Raw genomic sequence first — 17,867 nt, 5'->3', positions numbered from 1 at the left:
AAACATACATTCGATAGGTAGTAAAGTAACAGTTTATGTATGTCGAACAATTAAGATGGCTTCCTGCCATCCCTTGTTCGAAGCCAATTCATCTCCCACCTCCTCACTTCGCGTTCCTTGAGGAAGGAGTCTTCTTGGCTAAAATGATAAAATAATGATGGTGTATATTATTTTTTCATACGCGACTAGCCATAATAGCTCCTTTCATTGAAGAAGAAAGGAAAGAAGCAAGTGACATAGCATCTATATCATTTTTATTTTCATTTTTTTCGATTCCTTCTTTAATAAGAGATTCCAGGCTACAAGTTGATAGAAAAGCCTATATTACGAAAATGTAATGTTAGTGTAATGTTAATGGATTTTGGTAGTAAGCAGATTAGGATATAATTTTTGTGAGAAGAAATATGAGGTGAATAATATGAAACGAATAATGCTTATGTTTAGTGTTTTTGTGATGTTTACTGTGTTTTTATCGGGGTGTAACTTAAATCGACTTGGTACAGATAAATATTATGTGCAAATTACTAAGGATGGCGAACAATTAAAAGAGAAAAATGTTAATGGTGATACGACTTACCAATATAAATTGTCTGGAATTGATAAGGACGGTAAGGAAAAAGAAATGGAGTTTACAGCATTAAAAAATCTTCGTAAAGAAGCATTTTTACTTATATACTACTCTGAGGAAAAAGGTGTGAAATCTTGGGAAGAGGTTAAAAAAGACGAACTCCCTACAAAAGTAAAAGAAAAATTAAAGATGAATTAACATATAAAAGACGCCATTGTTAGAGAAATATAGCCCCTATTTGTTTAGAGTTTCAAAAGCAAAAGACTGACAGTTATTGTAAGTCTTTTGCTTTTACAGGGATAAGCACGTAATTTTGAGGTTCTTTAAGTACTAACAAGGTTTAATTTTGTTTATGTACTTGTTGTAGCTTAATGGATTTTGTAATGGTTATGATATAATAAAATTCAAGTATAATAAGGGGGATTAATTAAATGATTTTTCAAAGTATGATAACAGCTATTATAGAAAAATTACAAGAGACGGTGAATCCCTATTGGATAATTGTGTTTGGATCAACGGCTGAGAACAGAGAACGGGAAGATAGTGATATTGATATAGCTTATTTAAGTGACACAACTTTAGGGAACTATGAACGTTTTTTATTAGCACAGGAGTTAGCAAACATTGTTCATAGAGATGTTGATTTAGTTGATTTATCCGAAGCTTCTACAGTTTTTCAAGCTCAGATTATACATACAGGAAAGACAATATTTTGTTCTGATGAAGAACGGAAAATTATTTTTGAAATGAAAACTTTAAAAATGTATTCAAAATTGAATGAGGAACGCAAGATAGTGTTCGATGATATAAAGAAAAGAGGTTCTATATATGAAGAATGAGGTTATTTTAAATAAAATTTCCACAATAGAGCGCTGTATAAAAAGAATCCAAGATGTATATGGAAATGACCCTGAAAATTTGGAGGATTACACAAAGCAAGATTCAATAATATTGAATATACAAAGAGCTTGTGAAGCGAGTATTGATTTAGCAATGCATATTGTTGCTGGGAAAAAATTAGGACTACCCCAATCTAGTCGAGAGGCTTTTGATTTATTGGTTACAGCGGGGTTACTTAACGCAGAGCTAGCAAATAAGTTAAAGGCGATGGTTGGATTTCGTAATATTGCTGTTCATGATTATCAAAGTGTAAATTTAGACATTGTTCGTCAAATTATTGAAAAACATTTAACTGATTTTAAACTATTTACGAAAGAAGTTATGGGGATATTGGAATTTTAGGGGAAGGAACAGAATAGTAGAGCTAAGAAAGTAAGCAATTTTGAGATCCACGAATTAGCTATTGATAGTAAGGTTAAGAAAACACCATCATATACAATTTTATATCTTACAATTTCAAAAACAAACAGAAATGAAACTTAAATGTAGAATAAAAAGGGACCTAGTTAGTAGGTCTCTTTTTTATTTTCGAAAAATATTAAATAAAAACCAGTCTTCATTCCTCACGGATAAACATACTAAAACAACACGAGTTGGAAATTCCAATAAAATAACGATTCTTTAACACCTATTTTGCTTCTCTTGCTGTTAACAAGTACCAAACTTAATTTATAAAGTTCACTAAGGGTGGTTTTTGCTCATCCCCTCGAAAAGGGGGAATAAGAAAAAAGCAAGCCTCCCTTTTAAGAAGATTTGCTTTTTCCTAAGCTATATTCATATTCTTTGACTCTTCTACATTTGCTATGGTAAACGCTTTTATAAATACAACATATTTATTGATTAACAAAAATATAAAACCCTTTTTCCCATCGATCTTTGAGCCATTGCAATTCTTTTTTCATATTGGGAACGTATTCGTTTGTTCGTTCCATCAATTTATAGGTTTCCACTAGTTCCAAACATCGATTTGGACTAGTAAGAGAATGTATAAAGAGCATATCACGTTTTGTTACCGAGCCAAAAGAGATCCCTTCACGGCTCACCGATAATAACTCTTGAATTTCCTCTTGATCCATATCTGTTTTCTTTAGATAATTATTCATATCAATGAATGTAGTGTAACTCCATTTCATATTGTCATAATCATTTTCTTGTAGGAGCATTTCACGATAGGATTCCATGTCATGTATGAGGAAATTACGTATCGCGTCTATAGAAAATTGCATGTACCAAACTTCCTTTACTGTATAGGGTATGTGTGAGTTTTGAGGTTCCTTTAAAAAAAGTATTCTCCTAATATGTAGGGAAATACTTTTTTACTTTACCATATATTTAAGTTCTTAGCTGGTTTTAAAACCTTGTAATTATGGCGGATTGAATATCTATTACTGATTTATTGCATATAAAAAGTAGCTGTACAAAAGTACAGCTACTTTTTTCTTAAAAATATTATTATACAAATAGCATACTTAACGTAAACTTGCGCTTAATGGTACTTGTGAATAAACTGTGAAATTGCTACCATAAGTACCGTGTCTGGAAAATGAAGAAGAAATTGAACTGTTCCAATTTTTATAGGTAGATCCAGATGTATCTGCTCTTAGTAGCACGTTTGAAAAGCTAGATTGGCTAAAAGAATTACGTCCAGTATCTTCCACACCCTGAACCATTTTTACTGGTTCATATTGAGAAAATGTACCATATACAGGCTGATTTGCGTATCTAGGGCTTCCATTTATATACATAGTAACCGTACCATTTCCGTTATTAACTAATTTAAGATTTACTCGATCACCATCTTTAATTGATGTATCATACTGTGTATTCCAATACTTACTGTTTTGACCGGATTCATTATATCCTGAATTAAGAAATACTTTATATCCACTTGATGTTTTTGAAATACCACCTTCAACTTTAGATGCTCCAATACCTAAATACCAATTTACATATCCATCCTTAACAACAACTGACTTTGGTAGATTTATATCAGCTGCAATCCCGGTATAGTTACTATTTGTAACACTTTTTACAGCACCTTCTGTAGCTGCAAAGCTTGTAGTTGAAAACATTGATAGAGAAATTAGAAGTGAACCAAAAAGATACATCATTTTTTTCTTACTTTTCTTTAATACTTGATTCATTTTAGGTCCCCCTTACTTTTTATTGTTAAATTGCATTGAAAGTTGGCCAACTAACTATGACTTACAAAGCAAAGATACATCAGGATTCATTGGATGTATATATTTTCCTGTTATAAGTCATTGAAATGTCAAATATATTAGGTGTTTCATATTTATCAATATAGATGGAATTGACAGATTAAAGTGGTATGTCTATTTAAATTCAAGAAGCTTTTGTTAAAAATACCATTAAGACCTATAAATGTGTTGGATATAAGATGTACTACGATTTATTTGCGAGAGATAAATATGGAATGAATACAACGAAGACTTTTCAAAGGATGTATCTGAAAATTTTAGAAATAGAATGACGATAAATGAAATAAATAAACAGTTTTTGTTAAGGAGTTTATTGGTTCGTAGGTGGAAGGAAATATTTGATTTAAAAGGCGTGGATTTCCTATATGAAAAGAAGAAAGGGGGTCCAGCTATGGAAAATACAAGATCTAAGTTAAGTAATGCAGCTATTGAAGGGGATATAGAAGCATTAGAAGAAGAAAATGAACATTTACGTATGGAAATTGATTATTTAAAAAAGTTAAAGGCCTTAGTTCAAAAAGAGAAGAAATTACAAAACAAGAGTAAGCGTAATGTATCTTAAAGAATACGAAGTATGGAACATTATAAGATGGAATCAGATAACTATATAGATTATTATAATCACAAAAAAATTAAAGTGAAGTTAAAAGAAATGAGTCCAGTACAATACCGGACTCACATTCAAATGGCACTTAAGTTTGTGTTTAACTTTTCGGTTCCAGTTCATAATAGTCGGTCGATTGTTTGCTACGTTTAGCGATTGTTAGTTTTTAACTCATCTCATATTGCGTTTAGTTTAAGTATTGCGAGTAAAAGAATAGGAATAGAAAAATTAACGTTTTGCTAAATAATCTGTTAAAGAAACTTAAAGGAATAACAAGTTCTCCTATTGTAAGGCTTTTGAGTTTATCCTTATTCGGTCTTTTTATTAATTCTTTAAATGTTTGAAAGTTTATTCTATTAACGAAAGTCCAACTTGGCATAGCTTTTGTATCTGAACCTATTTTGAAAATGATATGAATACTACGTGCATGAAAACCGCTTATACTTAAAATAAGTATAAATCCTAAGATAATAAACCATGTCATTTTTCAATACCTCCTTGTAGTATTTAATATTAAGATATTAAAACTGTTGAGAAAGTGTGCTATTGTCCATAAAAAATATTGAAAAATTGTTGAGGAAACGTTGAGAATGTTGCAATGCTATTGATCGTTGAGGAGATATTTATGCTTTTTCATTTGATATTTATTGAAAAAGAAAATAAAAAAGAGAACAGTTGCGTGGACTGTTCTCCTAAGGAGCGGAAGTGCTGAATATTTTCAAAGACAATGATTCAAGCATTCCGTTAATAGTATGTGCAAATGTTTGCAGTTCATACAAGAAGGTAGCTAAAAAATAGCTACCTTGCCTCAGGGAAAATTCAAGAAAATCAGAGATTCATTATGGATACAGATTGGCTGTTACCAATCTATTCGTATTATTGGAAAGGGTTCCGCAAGTTATTCATAAGTTAAAATCTCACTTCATTATAGGTTCAGTGGCTGGCAAAGTAAAAAGAGCACTTTTGTAAAGTGTTCTTTTTAACATGTGTACTAGGACTTGAAAGAGGCATCAATTACAATTTAAAAGGAGATATCTCTATACAACATATGGATGTGCAATGGAAAGATGACGATAAAAAGAAAAAGAGCAGTTAGATTGAACTAACTGCTCAGCTCCAGGGGAATTGAAGACTTGGTTATTTATAGTTTTGACGGAATTGCGGGGTATTATTCAATAGTAGATGTAAATGATACATTATTAGAAAAGATCAAAAGGTATACGTAACTTTTGAAGTGTATCAAAAATATTTTTTATACCTTTTGAAATAGGGATTTTATTAGCTTAGTTATACTCCCAAAAGGTGTACCTTTTGAAGTGATGGCAATTGGTATTTAAGTGGTTTAAAATAAAATGAAGTTACCATGCTTTGAAGAATGATAGAGGGTTTTTAAAATAGATGATGTGAATTATGTATGCAATCATATAAATTTAGATAAGTTTTAATTATTTTTTCTCAATAGGTGGAATATAGTATACAGATTTAAAACATAGTAAACTAAAAATGTATTTTAAATGAAGGAAGGTGGAATAAATGAATAAAAAAATCTTATGGATAGCGCTAATTTTAAGTTTATTAAATGTAATACCGTTCAATTGGTATCTCGGAACAACTTCAACAATTGTGGTATTTATTGATATGATTATTAAGTTTTCTCTATATTTCATAGGAATAGTATTAGCCTTATATCTTATACAGTATCTACACTACAAAATAAATGTAGAAAAAAAGGATGGTTAAGTTAGCATACAAAAAAGACAGAGAACCATGTATAAGGTTCTCTGTCTTTTTTGCATACTAATTAACTATATTTGAATCTTCCCAGGATCTATCCCCACCGACACGAAGGTATAAATATTGGGTGCTCGCTCCACCATCAGGCATTCGAGTGTATTTGAATTTTACTCCTCCAAATGCTGAGTATGTTGCGTTTTCCCACTGTCTAAATAGCCCCTCCTCCTCTTTATCGTAATCACCACCTGGTGCATCTATGAGAACACTATAAATTCTACTAATCTTGTCGAATGCACCCTGATGATAGCAAAAGTCAGCTTTGAAACTTGCCGTAAAATTACTATATTTGCTGCGAACCACTTTTGCTCCTTGTACGCAAGAATAACCTGAACCGCTTGTCCAAGTGCCACCACTAATACTACCTTGCGGCCCAGTAATCCCTTTTATATCCTGTGATTTGGGCTGAACCTCATTTCCCTTTTCATCAAAAAATTTAGCTTCACTATAATCAATTCCTGATAATTCTTTTGATCCATCTGGATATGTTGTAACTGTAAGTGAATCATTTAATTTAACTTTTTCCCCTAATTTTTCTTTTGCTGGATTGATATTATCAAGAATCTCACCTTTGTTTACCTTCTCTATCAATTTCTCTTGAACTTTTTTATCGCTGTAGTTTTCTTGAATATCCTTAATTTGATAGTCTTTTTTAACCTGAAGAGATTTTATGTCTTTTTTTTGAGTATCTATTTCATTTGCAAAGGATGAAGATGCGAATGTACCAATTGATAATGATAGAGCAAGAACACCTGTTACAAGTTTTTTTCCTATTTTCATAGTCAATCCTCCCCGATTATCCCTATTTTTGTTTTTCGCCTTCTGCCCCTCCTTGTATTTTTCATTACTAATAACCAAAAATATACAATATTTTCATCATATTGTAAATTGATTGATATTTCTAAAAAATATACAGAATATTAAGAAATTTATTAAGTGCGGGTTTATAATTGGGGATGCGTTGTGTATTTGGGTTCAGTAAAAAAGATAGAGAAATGATGGCTATATATAATAGAAGAAAACATAAAAGCCACTCATAATTGGGTTTACTACTAGAATATCTTTACGACGAGGAATCTCGTATAGTCTTGCCATCTTCTTTACGCCCAAAGCTTTTAATGGGGGGTGTTGCAGCAAGAACGATTGAACCATTTCTATTTACATCTCCGACTACAGCCAACTTTGTATGAATGAGATCAAGTCCCATTTTGATGCAACTCACTGAAGAAAAAAAGCTGCGTAAATCAACACATAAGATGATTCTATTCGGTAGGACTGAATATTCATACATCGTGATTCCTCCTAAAATAAAAGAATATTCGTTTCTATTATTCACGAACGTACGTTCTTTTATGAAGTGGAATTGTAATCTATTAAAGAAGTTTATAATTAAGAGGGAATTTACACGATTAATGGCTGCAACAAACTTTTAAATAAGAAATTGACCGAATGAAAGCAGATATTGAAGGAACTAGTAGTACCCTTCCAGGAATGCAAGTTATGGTGGGGATTTATGATACGATGAAACAAAAGCTTCAAGAAAAACTAGAGTATTTATATGAATTTAATTATGTTTCTAGTAGTAATTATGATACAGCGCTTCAATTAGCTACGAGTATTGCTCAAGGTCTTGCAGAAGTTCAAAGTGGGAAAGGTTTTAGTCCTGCGAGTGGAACATTCAGTATACAAGATTTAAATATGAATTGGACTACATCAATTCAAAAAATCACAGAGGAAAAAGCACGTGAATCTGATAAAATTGTGTATAGCGATTTAAATCAAGAAGAAACAATAAACAATGAAACTTCATTAGCATCAGGAAAAATAGAATTTGATGGTAATAAATTAGCCAGAGATATTACAGGTGAAATAAGTGGAGAATATGATGTTCGGCGTGCTTGGGAAGGTGTAGATCCGTCTACGGGAGAAAAACTTGGTACTTTTGACAGAGTCATAGCTGGAGGTATGGCGGTAGCCGGTATTACACCAATCGGGAAGTTGGTTAAAATCGGTAAAGGCGTAAAGATGTCAGCTAGTGCTGTTAAAACTGTAAAGGGTGTTGAATCGAATTATGTACTTTTTAATAAAACACATATACAATCAATGCCTAAACCAAAAGGGAGAGGTCCAAATGGAGGAAAGTTACAATCTCATCACGGTTTACAAGGAAAATGGGCGGAAGCAAATTTAAGTCAATATGGATATGATCCAAAACTTGCACCAACAGTGACGATTGAAACAGGAAAGGGGTTACCACATACTATTATTACTAATGTGCAGAACTTGAGACGTGATGAACGTGTAGCCTTAGGAAATGGAAAATGGAGCTCTACTTTACAAGCGGAATTAAAGAATATAGTTTCTGATTTTGAAAAAGCAGGATTTTCTAAAGAAACTATCAGAGGAACTTTAGAACAACAATATAGAATGCTTGATAAGTTAAAAGTAAAATATGAAAGGATTGAGTATTAATGAGTATACTTGAGAACTTAAATGCAGTTTTCACTTTAGAAACACAAGAACCTCCAGCAACTAAAGAAACAATTCAAGAGTTACAAGGTTTTTCATCAATAGATGTTCCTTCAGATTATCTAGAGATAATTCAACATTGTACAGATGCAGAGATTAATGTAAATAATGAAATATATATCCGTATTTGGAGTCCAGCGGATTGTATAGAGATGAATGAAGCACATAATATCCAAAAATATATACCTAACTCACTTGCAATTGGTGATGATGAAGGTGGGAAAGTGCTATTATATGCAAATGGAAAAGAAGGATTTGGATTATATATGGTGGATTTTGGAGATTTAGATATCGAAGAAGCAATTAAAATATCACCTTCTTTGAAACTGTTATTAATGGATGGAGTAGGTGTAGAAAAGTTATTGTTATAATTTTAAGGACATATGAAAACCACTGTATTCTGAAAAGGTAACGTTAAAGCACTTTATACAGCAAATAAAAAGAACCTACATTAGGTTCTTTTCATTTTGTTAATAATTATTTGTGTTATGCATTGTAAAGGGGTAATGACATAACTTTTTAGTATTTCATTGTGTCAAATAGTTTCACCATGTGCATATTGAACAAAATCTACTTTTTCTTTTGATACAGATTGTAAATTTGTAGTGTTACTGAAGCTGAAAGATAAAAAACCTGTGACAATAGCAAAAATTAATAGAGATTTTTTCATTACTTTAAAGCTCCTTTCTCTGAAGCCTTTTTATCCGCTTCATTTGTCATGTGTAGATACTTGCTCGCTTTTTCATACGATTTTGACCCATAAAACTTATTGCCTAAAATAGCTGAATAATCTTTTACGTATTTCCATAACTCTTCTTTCTTAAAATAACAAATTCCTGCCAAAATGATTTCTTCCAATTCATCTGTACTTATATTGTCATTTAATCCTTTTAGAATATTGAAATGATGATTATACTCTTCGTTTGAAATTTTTAATCCATTTTCAATATGCAACGTGACAGCATTTTTATCATTTAATTTGAAATACTCCTGCGCTAATAAGAACAATGTTTTTTGGTTATTTACAAGTGATCCATTTAGGTATTTTATTGCTAGTTCGGAAAGGTTTTGATCTGCGTACAATAACCCTAAATTATGTTTCACTTTTGCTGATAGTTTATCCTCGTCGTGTTTGTTGAAAGTGTTTAAAGCTGCAAGGAAGTGTTCTTCCGCACTTTCATACTGGCCGAGGGAAGTACAAGCAAGTCCTAGCGTGTTATTACAAGCAGCAACTTTGATATCGTAGCCTTCATGCTTTGAAAATAATTCTTTTGCCTTTGTAGTATATTTGACAGCTGGCAGTGGCTGATAAATATGATAGTGGAAAGAACCGAACATATAATTAAATTCAGCTATTTCAATTTCGTCTGGAATGTCTTTTAATAATGATTCAGCTACTTCGTATTGTTCTTTAGCAGAAGTGTAATCTCCCATATTAATTGAATAAATTGCCTTGAAAAAACAATGATAGTATTTTAGAAAGGTATCTGCTTGATCGGGTATACGATCTATCTTTTCTAAACTTTTTTTATAGTTTTTAATGTCATGGGTAAGTAACTTATATCTAAAATCTAGTAATGAATAATAGATAAGGATGTTTTGGTCTTCTTCAATTTGATGAATTTTACTATCAATTTCTTTCTTATAATTAGTGGATTTTAGTACATGTTGTGAAATAATGGACTGATACCAATTGTTTAATAGATTTGTTATTGCTCCTTTGGAGACAGTTTGTACATTCATATTTAATCCCCTCACCCTATTAGTATATATTTCCATAATCTTACCATGTTAGCAGAATTACAAGGTGATGGTGTTGTTGAAAAAATAATAATTGAATATTCTGTTTTTAAAAAGCTGCTGTAGATTTTATTTACTTGGTTCTATTATGTGTACCTTTTGAAGCGTCGTTAACAAATCTAAGTAAGCTGCACTCAATATATTTTTAAAGAAAAAATTATTCAAACAAAAAAAGAAGCTATTTTGATTAATATTTTTCAAAATAGCTTCTTTTTTATTCATTACCAAATTTGAGGTGTAACTTTAATTACTGTCGATTTATAATCCATCTTTTTACATTCAAGTATAACATTATAGAGATTAGAACAATCCATAATAACACAGTAGAACGTAAAGGGTGTAATATAACATACTGATTAATAGGATGAATTTTCGTTAGTATATCATTAACTATTAATCTTATGCCATTGTATCCTAATACAATGGTTAATAGCGAAGAAATAATAAGAATATTTGTTTCGTTCGATTTGATTTTAATTTCTTTTTGTATAACGATATCTTCTCGAATGTTTTTAAACAATTCCTCGGATTTTTTTAACAATGCATTTGTTTCCGTTTTCTCTAAAATAGCTTTGTATAAATTTTTTGCGCTACCATCTGAACAAAAAAGGATATCTTCATCATACTGTAATTTTAAAAAGTTGAATTCTTTTCTTAGAAGGTTATAGTCTTTGGATGAAGTATACTGATTATTGGAACTACCTTGTAATAAATTTCGTACAAAATATTTTTTTATGAAACCTAGTTCATAGAAACGCAGAAAATCAAACATACTAATAATAGTCTGTTTCTTTAAAAGTAGATTCAATTGTTCATCATAAGCTTTTTGTTTTCTTAATTCATTTTCGTATGCTTTTTGCTTTACTGATTCTTTTTCATGATTTTCTAAAATTTCTTTTGCTTTCTCAAAAAAGAGAGATGAACCGAAAGTAAGGATGGAGAATGTAGGGCTGCACATATATATACACTGTTTATTTTTATAAACTTCGGATCCTTTTAATATTGCTTCTACTTCACTTGAGAAATATCTATTACTATGCTCTTTTGTTCCGTTAAGTAAATAACTAGCATACAAATCCTTATTATTGTTTATAAAGGCTTGAAGTTCACTACGTTTATTCTTTTCGAAGTCTCCGAAAACCCAATTAATTCTGCGATTTAAACGGTCATCTTCAAGGGTGATATTACTTAGTTTAGATAATTGTTTAATATAATGCTCCATAATTCCATCTGTGTCGATATTATTTACAATATCTTTTTCCCAAAAATCATCTGATTTGTAATTTTCTTTGGATTTATATAAATGAACTTCGGGTATTTTTATGTTTTTTGGTATATTATCAGGTGTAGTTATAACTTTTTTGTGCTCAAAAGTCATAGTGATTTGTAAAGTAATTATACCTATATCATAGATGTTTGCAATTACATAAGCTTCAGTGAATTTACCTTCACTTTTTATTAAAAAGGGTAAAAGCATATATCTTTTATGATTGTGCATAACAAAATTTTTGCTTAAATTAAACCGGTTAGTCTGTTCTATTTTTTTATCAATTTCAATTAAGTTTTCAAGTGCAAGACATTCAATTGGTGTAGGTGTATGTATTGCTACATAAGAACCGTCCTTTTCTTCATTAATTATTTTGTATTCATTTATGTAATCTTCTTGAACACCAAATTTTTTATATAATTGATTAATTTTTTTAATATCAATATCAGGTGGTACTAGAGCTTCATAGTCATAGTTGAAATCGTCTTTTTGTTTAGTTGGAGTATGTGGTTTATGGATTGTATATAACGCTTGCTTATAACGCAAATACTTTTCATATCTGGAATTTGTTTTTCCGGTGTTCTTTTTGGAATTAATACAACAAACAAAACCTCTGGATTGGTCGATGTTTTTTTGAACCTGTTCGTATAAATTTTTATCGTAATTAATGACGCTATACATATTTAATACTTTATAAAACAATTGATCAACTCCATTTGTTAATAAAATTTTTTGCTGTTAGTAGTATCATTTTTATTTAAATTCCACGTAAAACTTAGTGTCAATGATTCCAAAAGAAACTAATTTTATTAACAGTAAGGTGATACCTACGGTACAGTTTGAGCTTCCGTAACCTGGTGGAAATCTTAGTGTATAGTTGTGTCCTTCTGTTTCTTTTTCTTCAGTTCAACGGCAAAGTTCATAATCTCTTCCTGTATTAATTTTTCTTCTTTAATATCACCGAAAATACCTGAACCAACATATATCATATCATCCCACTTGCAGAACGGTTCTTCATCTTTTAAAACCATTTCTGTATACCTTTCCCATTTGCCATTAATGTTTGCCATATTGAATCGACCTTCGTCTTGTAAAATTCTTAGTGCAAACATCTTATCTGAGTAATAAAAGTCGTAAGGAGTATCCTTATTATAATAACGCTGAAAATCGATTTCATCTTCTCGTTCGGGAATCTCTCTCTTTTCTGTTTCAACTTTTATATAAGAAGAAAGCGGAAAGTCCTCCAATTCATCGTCATATATATGCTCTAAAACCCAATAGTTACTATCTGAATTTCCAGGGGAGTATATAAACCATTCGTCTCTATCTGTTTTAAACACATACTCCGTGCTTGACTGAGTTTTTTTTCGATATGTTTCAACTATATATTTATCGGAAAACCAATCTGTCTGATCGTAAGAAATATCGGATAAGATTATGTCATTATCTCCATTTATAATGAAGAATTCTTCATTACCCTTTTCTTTACAAGAGTAACATTCGAATACTTGAAACTCCTCGTATGTCCTTAAATCCTCCTCTGCTAAAGCATCCCTAATTTCATCTTGAACTTCTTGAGGTATTTCTTCTAAACGCAACAAACCACTTAAATCACGCATTCGTACTCCATTAGGTTCTTCAGCAACTTGTATGCCATATGGCTTTAGAATTTGAGTGATCCTTTCTACTAGTGGCCAATCAATATGAAACATATATTCATAAATACTTGAATCAAAATCATCTAAAGGAGTTAATAATTCTCTAGTTTTAAAATTGTCACTAATGAGCCATTTTTGAGGATAAGGAAAGTTTCCTTTTTTAATAAATATCGATGCAGCATTATACACGTATTTTTTTAGACTTTCATCCGAAAAGATCAAATACTTTGTATTTTCATCAGTTTCGTATTCAAATATTCTTCTTCCCTCTAATAATATTTTCATATTTACACCTCTATAAGATTGGTAGTGTAGCAGCTATTATGTAGAACATAGATTGTTAATAATATTATAGGCGTCACGTTACAAAAAGTAAAAATTGCTCCTTTTGAATTGGTATAAATTTTTAATATTATCTCATGTTGATAAGAACTACCAACATGAGATGGAAGATTTTAATTATACTAATATTAAGAATAAATGAGGAGGTGTTTTAATGTCTTATGATGGTAGGCATCTATGGTTGATTTTAAAATGGTGCCTTTTCATAATGTTATCTTATGTATTACTAGGGTTGATGCTAAGGGGTGAGCGTTTTCTTGAATGGGGGCTTTCGAAACCAGGTAGAATTGACTATTTATTCATTTTAAGTTTCTTCTTAGGGGCGCTAATAATTTTTAAGACTACAAGAAGATGCTTTGCAAGGCATTTTATTAAACAAAGAAAAGTGTATCTTATTATAGGATGGGCTATCGCACTTGGGCTCACCTTACAAACGCTACTGTCTCTTTGTCGTGGTTTTGTATATTGGTTAACAGGCAGCTTGATAGCTGTTGGTTCTAATCAATATGTTTCTGTTGAGCATTTTAGTTTCATAGGTGAAAGGGTAGTTGTTTTCCTACTGAGTCCATTTGCTGAGGAATTGTTTTTCCGATATGTTACTTATACGGCTTTCTTTTGGATTTTAAATATGATCAAGGAAGAATTCGTGGCATTTAGAAGAGTTTATGATGGTTCTGAAGAAAAAAAGAAAAAGTTTATAATTGTATGGGGATTAGTATCAAGTTTTCTTTTTGCTCTATTTCATGGGGTTAATGTAATGAATGTTTGGTTTTATCTTATACCTGGTATTGTGTACAGTTTCTTGTTTGTGAAATATGGATTTTTAGCTAGTTGGATTAGTCATTCAGTGTTTAATGCTACATCAAGTAGCGTACGTAAAGCTGTGGTGTATTTGTTTGGGCTGTAAAATGGGAAAAGAACTCTTTCATGCTTTGAAGAGTTCTTTTTGATCAAACTTTACGAGAAATGATAATAAAGGTGTTTAATTTCAAATGAAATTGCTTCTTTTTATCTGAATTTTACATGAAATTTAGTGTCAATAATTCCAAAAGCAACTTTGCATGGGAATGGATTTTTTCCTGCTGAAGCAGAACGCATACAAGAAAGTACCCAGTATTCCAGCTCTAAAGGTAAGCGATATGTTTGAATAATACCACCATTGTTTTTAATTCTTACAATGGGTGTATTTACCCTAGTTGTGGCAAAACCGTCTGTTGTTATCATTGTTGCTGCATTATTAATATGAAAACCTGCGCTAAAAACTTCGTAAATCATTCCGTTTTTCTCATTAATAATCATAGGTATATTTAGAAAGGGATAGTTATTAATATCATTATGAATAACTGCTCCTGCTGCGTTCTTTCTTATCTGATTCTCTTGCATTTTTACACTCCTTTAAATGATTTAAACTTGATAACATCAATTTATTTTATTTAACATCTATTATATTAGAGAATTGCAGTTTCATCTTGTTATAAAAAGCATCCGTACATATGACAGCGCTATTTGACGGGTCAATATCAACAATAGTCATATAACCAGAGAGTAAATAACCATCTTCATAATATGTAATCATTATTTCTTCTTCAGATACTAAGGAACATAATAACATGTTTTCAATTCGTTCCTTTTCTTCAGTTGTTAATGTCACTTTACTCATAAGTTTGCCACAGTTGGAAGAATAAACTTGCCGAACATTGCTTATTTTAGAAGATATTCAACTAATTATCCAAAGAAAATGGAAGCATAACTTTACCGTGAGTTAATAATTAACCCATAAGCTTGCCGTTAGTTTATGCGGAATTTTATACATATGGAGTATAGGAAATGAAGAAACTGATAGCTTATAGCCACTGATATAACGGGATGAATAAGAAACTGCATATATAGGTGAAGAGGATGCTTCACAGCATGTTAATAAGCCGGGGATTGTTGGTGAGGAGAACTTCTGATAATGAGACGTTATGTTAACCGATCATGAATACAGTATACATTTCCTGTTATGGTACATTTAGATAAGGGGAGATGAAAAAATGGAAAAAGACAAATTATTAAGCGAACAAATACTCAACGGCAATTTTTATGAGGCAAGTAAATTAGTAAATGGCTACGATTTCGATAAGTTTGCAGATTTTATAACAGAATTAGCTTTTAATAAAGATAACATTTTTATTTATGATTTCATTTGTTATCTTATTAACCAAAAAGAGGATGATAGATTACACTCGCTAGCCTATGACCTCATGTGTCACCCTTTTTGTTATATCAAAGATGCTTATAAAACAGGGTTACATCACGCCAGAAAGGCAATAGTCCTAAACCCAGATGAGGTAGGATATAAAGAGATGCTTTTATTTCTTTACAATGTGCCCGAGAGACTTATTTCAAAACAAGAAGCTACTAAGATTGTACAACAAATTTTAAGCCAAGATCCCGAAAATGAATGTGTAAAGGGATTTTTAAAACATCACTTCCAATAACGAGAATTATGTAACCTGCTAATGATGGTCTATTGAGCTATCTTTTTTTGTTGTGTGCATATTAGAAGTATAAGTTTGCCGCAAACAAAAAGAACCATAAGCTTGCCGTTCCGGCAAACTTATGGTTCATATCACAGTTAAGATCGGACGGGTTACCTTGTTTTGTTCCTTAATCATTTCACGTATCCTGTGACTTTACCCATAAAGTTGCCGCTAAAAGAAGCATATCTTTGCCGAAAATCAAATGTTTTTGAGGAGTTTTAGTTGATTATTTGAGGAAAAAGGAAGCATATCTTTGCCTTGAATTAATTATTAACCCATAAGCTTGCCGTGAATGCTGTTGGTTTGTAATAAAGTTTGATCAAAAGCATGCTACTAAAATTGATTTTTCAACAGAAGAAACCCAAACATTTTGAAAAAAGTTTGATCAAAATGCTTGGGTTATTTGTTGCTAGTGAATAATTTTTTATAAAAGTTTAATCATTTTTCTATCTGTGTTTACTCCACAATCGCGCCCGATTCTGGAAGATTTTAAAAACGTTTATTTTTCTTTTAACATTGAATACTTTCGATAAACTTTATAGAAACTGCTACCCAAAAAAACAAACAGAAGTGCGGGAGACAACTTCATAAGAACAAATGGAGTTTCAAATAAAAATGCCTTCCAAAATAATGAATCTTTCATACCCCAAAGACCTTCATGATATAATCCCGAACCCTTGTAAAACATACAAGAATAAGCTAAACACAGCGTACCAAACCAAAATGAATAACCCATTAATCTTTTATAATAATTATCCTTTGATTGGCGATCCGAGAAGATTTCATTTTGATCATCATCTTCTTTTTGCCAATACCGTATTCCACTAAGCCAGGACCCCTTTATATAGTTCCAACCGAAATCCTTATATATCCCTTTGTATTCAACCAACTTTTTCTTAGGTAAATAATCTTGATAATCAAGTCGCATAACATATCTCTTGTCAGTTTTTTCGAAAGTGTATATTCCTAATCCACTAATATTTGTACAACGATAACCTTTTTGTAATTGCTCGTTCAACCATTGCTCCTCTTTTTCAATATCAAAAAACATCTTAAATATCTTCATTGGATTCACTTCCTTCGTATAGGGATAAAATATGCAATAACCTGTTTTGTTCCATTTTCAAAATGGCGCTTCCTTCTGCAGTTATCATATAAACTTTTCTTCGACCTAACTCTCCAACAGGTTCAATCCAACCATGCTTACTCAAGTTTTCAATCGCGCCGTATAATGTACCAGCTGCTAAAATAACAGTACCGTTACTTATCTTTTCTATCTTCTGCATTACGGCATAGCCATGGAGTGGCTCACGCAAAGCTAATAAAATATAATGCATGGTTTCAGACAACGGTAATAATTTATGTTTCATATCCTCACCCTTTATTCAGTTCGACTATATAGTTCAACTTAATAATAATTTAATACAGTTCAACTGAATAGTCAACAACATTTTCAAAATTAGTCAAATGAACTTAAAGTAAATAGCTTGATAACAAGGGGAAAATTAATCTAAAAAGTCACTTTCCTTTGAAGTGCACCCCAATTGTTAGACACAGTCTAACAATTGGAGGTGCATTTTTTATGGTTAAATTTTCTTCAACAGAGAAAATCCAAGCAGTGAAACGATATTTAGATGGTACAGAAAGCGGAAAAACAATTGCTA

The 17,867-nt window shown here is 31.3% G+C and carries 18 protein-coding genes and 4 pseudogenes; 9 read left to right on the top strand and 13 right to left on the bottom strand.

Translation table 11 applies throughout. The features are described 5' to 3' along the window. Positions 1–178: 178 nt before the first annotated feature. A pseudogene (locus tag JDS95_RS29360) lies at positions 179–298 on the bottom strand (TetR/AcrR family transcriptional regulator); the annotation flags it as partial. 120 nt (positions 299–418) lie between these two features. On the opposite strand from JDS95_RS29360, the gene JDS95_RS29355 reads away from it, so the two are divergent. The 3 genes from JDS95_RS29355 (at position 419) to hepT (ending at position 1,810) form a co-directional block, all read left to right on the top strand. Next, a complete protein-coding gene (locus tag JDS95_RS29355; protein WP_098016267.1) occupies positions 419–766 on the top strand; it encodes a YxeA family protein in 348 nt (115 codons plus the stop codon). A gap of 233 nt (positions 767–999) precedes the next feature. Beyond that, positions 1,000–1,407 (top strand): type VII toxin-antitoxin system MntA family adenylyltransferase antitoxin, encoded by a 408-nt coding sequence (gene mntA, locus JDS95_RS29350; RefSeq protein WP_000577221.1) that lies wholly within the window; start codon positions 1,000–1,002, stop codon positions 1,405–1,407. Next, on the top strand, positions 1,397–1,810 hold the full coding sequence (gene hepT / locus JDS95_RS29345) for a type VII toxin-antitoxin system HepT family RNase toxin (protein WP_000787543.1): 414 nt from the start codon (positions 1,397–1,399) through the stop codon (positions 1,808–1,810). The genes mntA and hepT overlap by 11 nt, the downstream gene beginning before the upstream one ends. A 491-nt stretch (positions 1,811–2,301) precedes the next feature. Here the strand turns inward: hepT and JDS95_RS29340 are convergent, their stop codons facing one another. After that, positions 2,302–2,694, bottom strand: a complete 393-nt coding sequence (locus JDS95_RS29340; protein ID WP_001160625.1) for a hypothetical protein — start codon at positions 2,692–2,694, stop codon at positions 2,302–2,304. Positions 2,695–2,937: 243 nt separating this feature from the next. Further along, positions 2,938–3,612, bottom strand: a complete 675-nt coding sequence (locus tag JDS95_RS29335) for a hypothetical protein (RefSeq protein WP_098016268.1) — start codon at positions 3,610–3,612, stop codon at positions 2,938–2,940. Between the two features lie 469 nt (positions 3,613–4,081). On the opposite strand from JDS95_RS29335, the gene JDS95_RS29330 reads away from it, so the two are divergent. Then, positions 4,082–4,252 (top strand): hypothetical protein, encoded by a 171-nt coding sequence (locus tag JDS95_RS29330; RefSeq protein WP_176510776.1) that lies wholly within the window; start codon positions 4,082–4,084, stop codon positions 4,250–4,252. After that, positions 4,242–4,369: pseudogene (locus JDS95_RS29325) on the top strand (IS3 family transposase); the annotation flags it as partial. The gene JDS95_RS29330 and the pseudogene JDS95_RS29325, both read left to right, overlap by 11 nt. Positions 4,370–4,481: 112 nt before the next feature. Here JDS95_RS29325 and JDS95_RS29320 read toward each other — a convergent pair. The 3 genes and pseudogenes from JDS95_RS29320 to JDS95_RS29310 all read right to left on the bottom strand — a co-directional run. Next, positions 4,482–4,778, bottom strand: coding sequence for a hypothetical protein (locus JDS95_RS29320; protein ID WP_098016271.1), 297 nt, complete (start codon positions 4,776–4,778; stop codon positions 4,482–4,484). A gap of 1,313 nt (positions 4,779–6,091) precedes the next feature. Further along, on the bottom strand, positions 6,092–6,865 hold the full coding sequence (locus JDS95_RS29315) for a hypothetical protein (protein ID WP_098016273.1): 774 nt from the start codon (positions 6,863–6,865) through the stop codon (positions 6,092–6,094). Between the two features lie 225 nt (positions 6,866–7,090). Continuing rightward, positions 7,091–7,376, bottom strand: a pseudogene (locus tag JDS95_RS29310) (Y-family DNA polymerase); the annotation flags it as partial. Between the two features lie 146 nt (positions 7,377–7,522). Between JDS95_RS29310 and JDS95_RS29305 the strand changes: the two are divergent. Beyond that, positions 7,523–8,557 (top strand): annotated as a pseudogene (locus JDS95_RS29305) (pre-toxin TG domain-containing protein); the annotation flags it as partial. Then, complete coding sequence (locus JDS95_RS29300; protein WP_000025329.1) at positions 8,557–8,985, top strand: SMI1/KNR4 family protein; 429 nt, start codon at positions 8,557–8,559, stop codon at positions 8,983–8,985. The pseudogene JDS95_RS29305 and the gene JDS95_RS29300, both read left to right, overlap by 1 nt. Before the next feature lie 298 nt (positions 8,986–9,283). On the opposite strand, the gene JDS95_RS29295 is transcribed toward JDS95_RS29300, so the two are convergent. From JDS95_RS29295 to JDS95_RS29285, 3 genes are all read right to left on the bottom strand, one after another. Beyond that, positions 9,284–10,357 (bottom strand): Rap family tetratricopeptide repeat protein, encoded by a 1,074-nt coding sequence (locus tag JDS95_RS29295; RefSeq protein WP_098016274.1) that lies wholly within the window; start codon positions 10,355–10,357, stop codon positions 9,284–9,286. A 304-nt stretch (positions 10,358–10,661) separates the two neighbouring features. Further along, positions 10,662–12,383, bottom strand: coding sequence for a hypothetical protein (locus JDS95_RS29290; protein ID WP_098016275.1), 1,722 nt, complete (start codon positions 12,381–12,383; stop codon positions 10,662–10,664). Between the two features lie 164 nt (positions 12,384–12,547). Further along, positions 12,548–13,624, bottom strand: a complete 1,077-nt coding sequence (locus JDS95_RS29285) for a hypothetical protein (RefSeq protein ID WP_098016276.1) — start codon at positions 13,622–13,624, stop codon at positions 12,548–12,550. Between the two features lie 211 nt (positions 13,625–13,835). On the opposite strand from JDS95_RS29285, the gene JDS95_RS29280 reads away from it, so the two are divergent. After that, positions 13,836–14,588, top strand: coding sequence for a CPBP family intramembrane glutamic endopeptidase (locus JDS95_RS29280; RefSeq protein WP_098016277.1), 753 nt, complete (start codon positions 13,836–13,838; stop codon positions 14,586–14,588). 101 nt (positions 14,589–14,689) lie between these two features. Here the strand turns inward: JDS95_RS29280 and JDS95_RS29275 are convergent, their stop codons facing one another. Together JDS95_RS29275 and JDS95_RS29270 are read right to left on the bottom strand one after the other, a co-directional pair. Further along, positions 14,690–15,064, bottom strand: coding sequence for a hypothetical protein (locus JDS95_RS29275; RefSeq protein WP_098016278.1), 375 nt, complete (start codon positions 15,062–15,064; stop codon positions 14,690–14,692). Between the two features lie 46 nt (positions 15,065–15,110). Then, entirely contained in the window at positions 15,111–15,341 is a 231-nt protein-coding gene (locus JDS95_RS29270) for a YolD-like family protein (RefSeq protein ID WP_242474208.1), read from the bottom strand. A 373-nt stretch (positions 15,342–15,714) separates the two neighbouring features. On the opposite strand from JDS95_RS29270, the gene JDS95_RS29265 reads away from it, so the two are divergent. Then, complete coding sequence (locus tag JDS95_RS29265) at positions 15,715–16,161, top strand: hypothetical protein (RefSeq protein ID WP_098016279.1); 447 nt, start codon at positions 15,715–15,717, stop codon at positions 16,159–16,161. A gap of 541 nt (positions 16,162–16,702) precedes the next feature. Here JDS95_RS29265 and JDS95_RS29260 read toward each other — a convergent pair. After that, positions 16,703–17,269, bottom strand: a complete 567-nt coding sequence (locus JDS95_RS29260; protein ID WP_098016280.1) for a DUF2812 domain-containing protein — start codon at positions 17,267–17,269, stop codon at positions 16,703–16,705. Next, complete coding sequence (locus JDS95_RS29255; RefSeq protein ID WP_098016281.1) at positions 17,256–17,573, bottom strand: PadR family transcriptional regulator; 318 nt, start codon at positions 17,571–17,573, stop codon at positions 17,256–17,258. Before JDS95_RS29255 ends, JDS95_RS29260 begins: the two co-directional genes overlap by 14 nt. Between the last annotated feature and the right edge of the window lie 294 nt (positions 17,574–17,867).

The sequence above is a fragment of the Bacillus cereus group sp. N24 genome (assembly GCF_016483345.1).
In the GTDB taxonomy this organism is placed as follows: Bacteria; Bacillota; Bacilli; order Bacillales; family Bacillaceae_G; genus Bacillus_A; species Bacillus_A toyonensis.
Note: the sequence above shows the minus strand (reverse complement) of the source record. Positions and strands in the feature narration are given on the sequence as shown.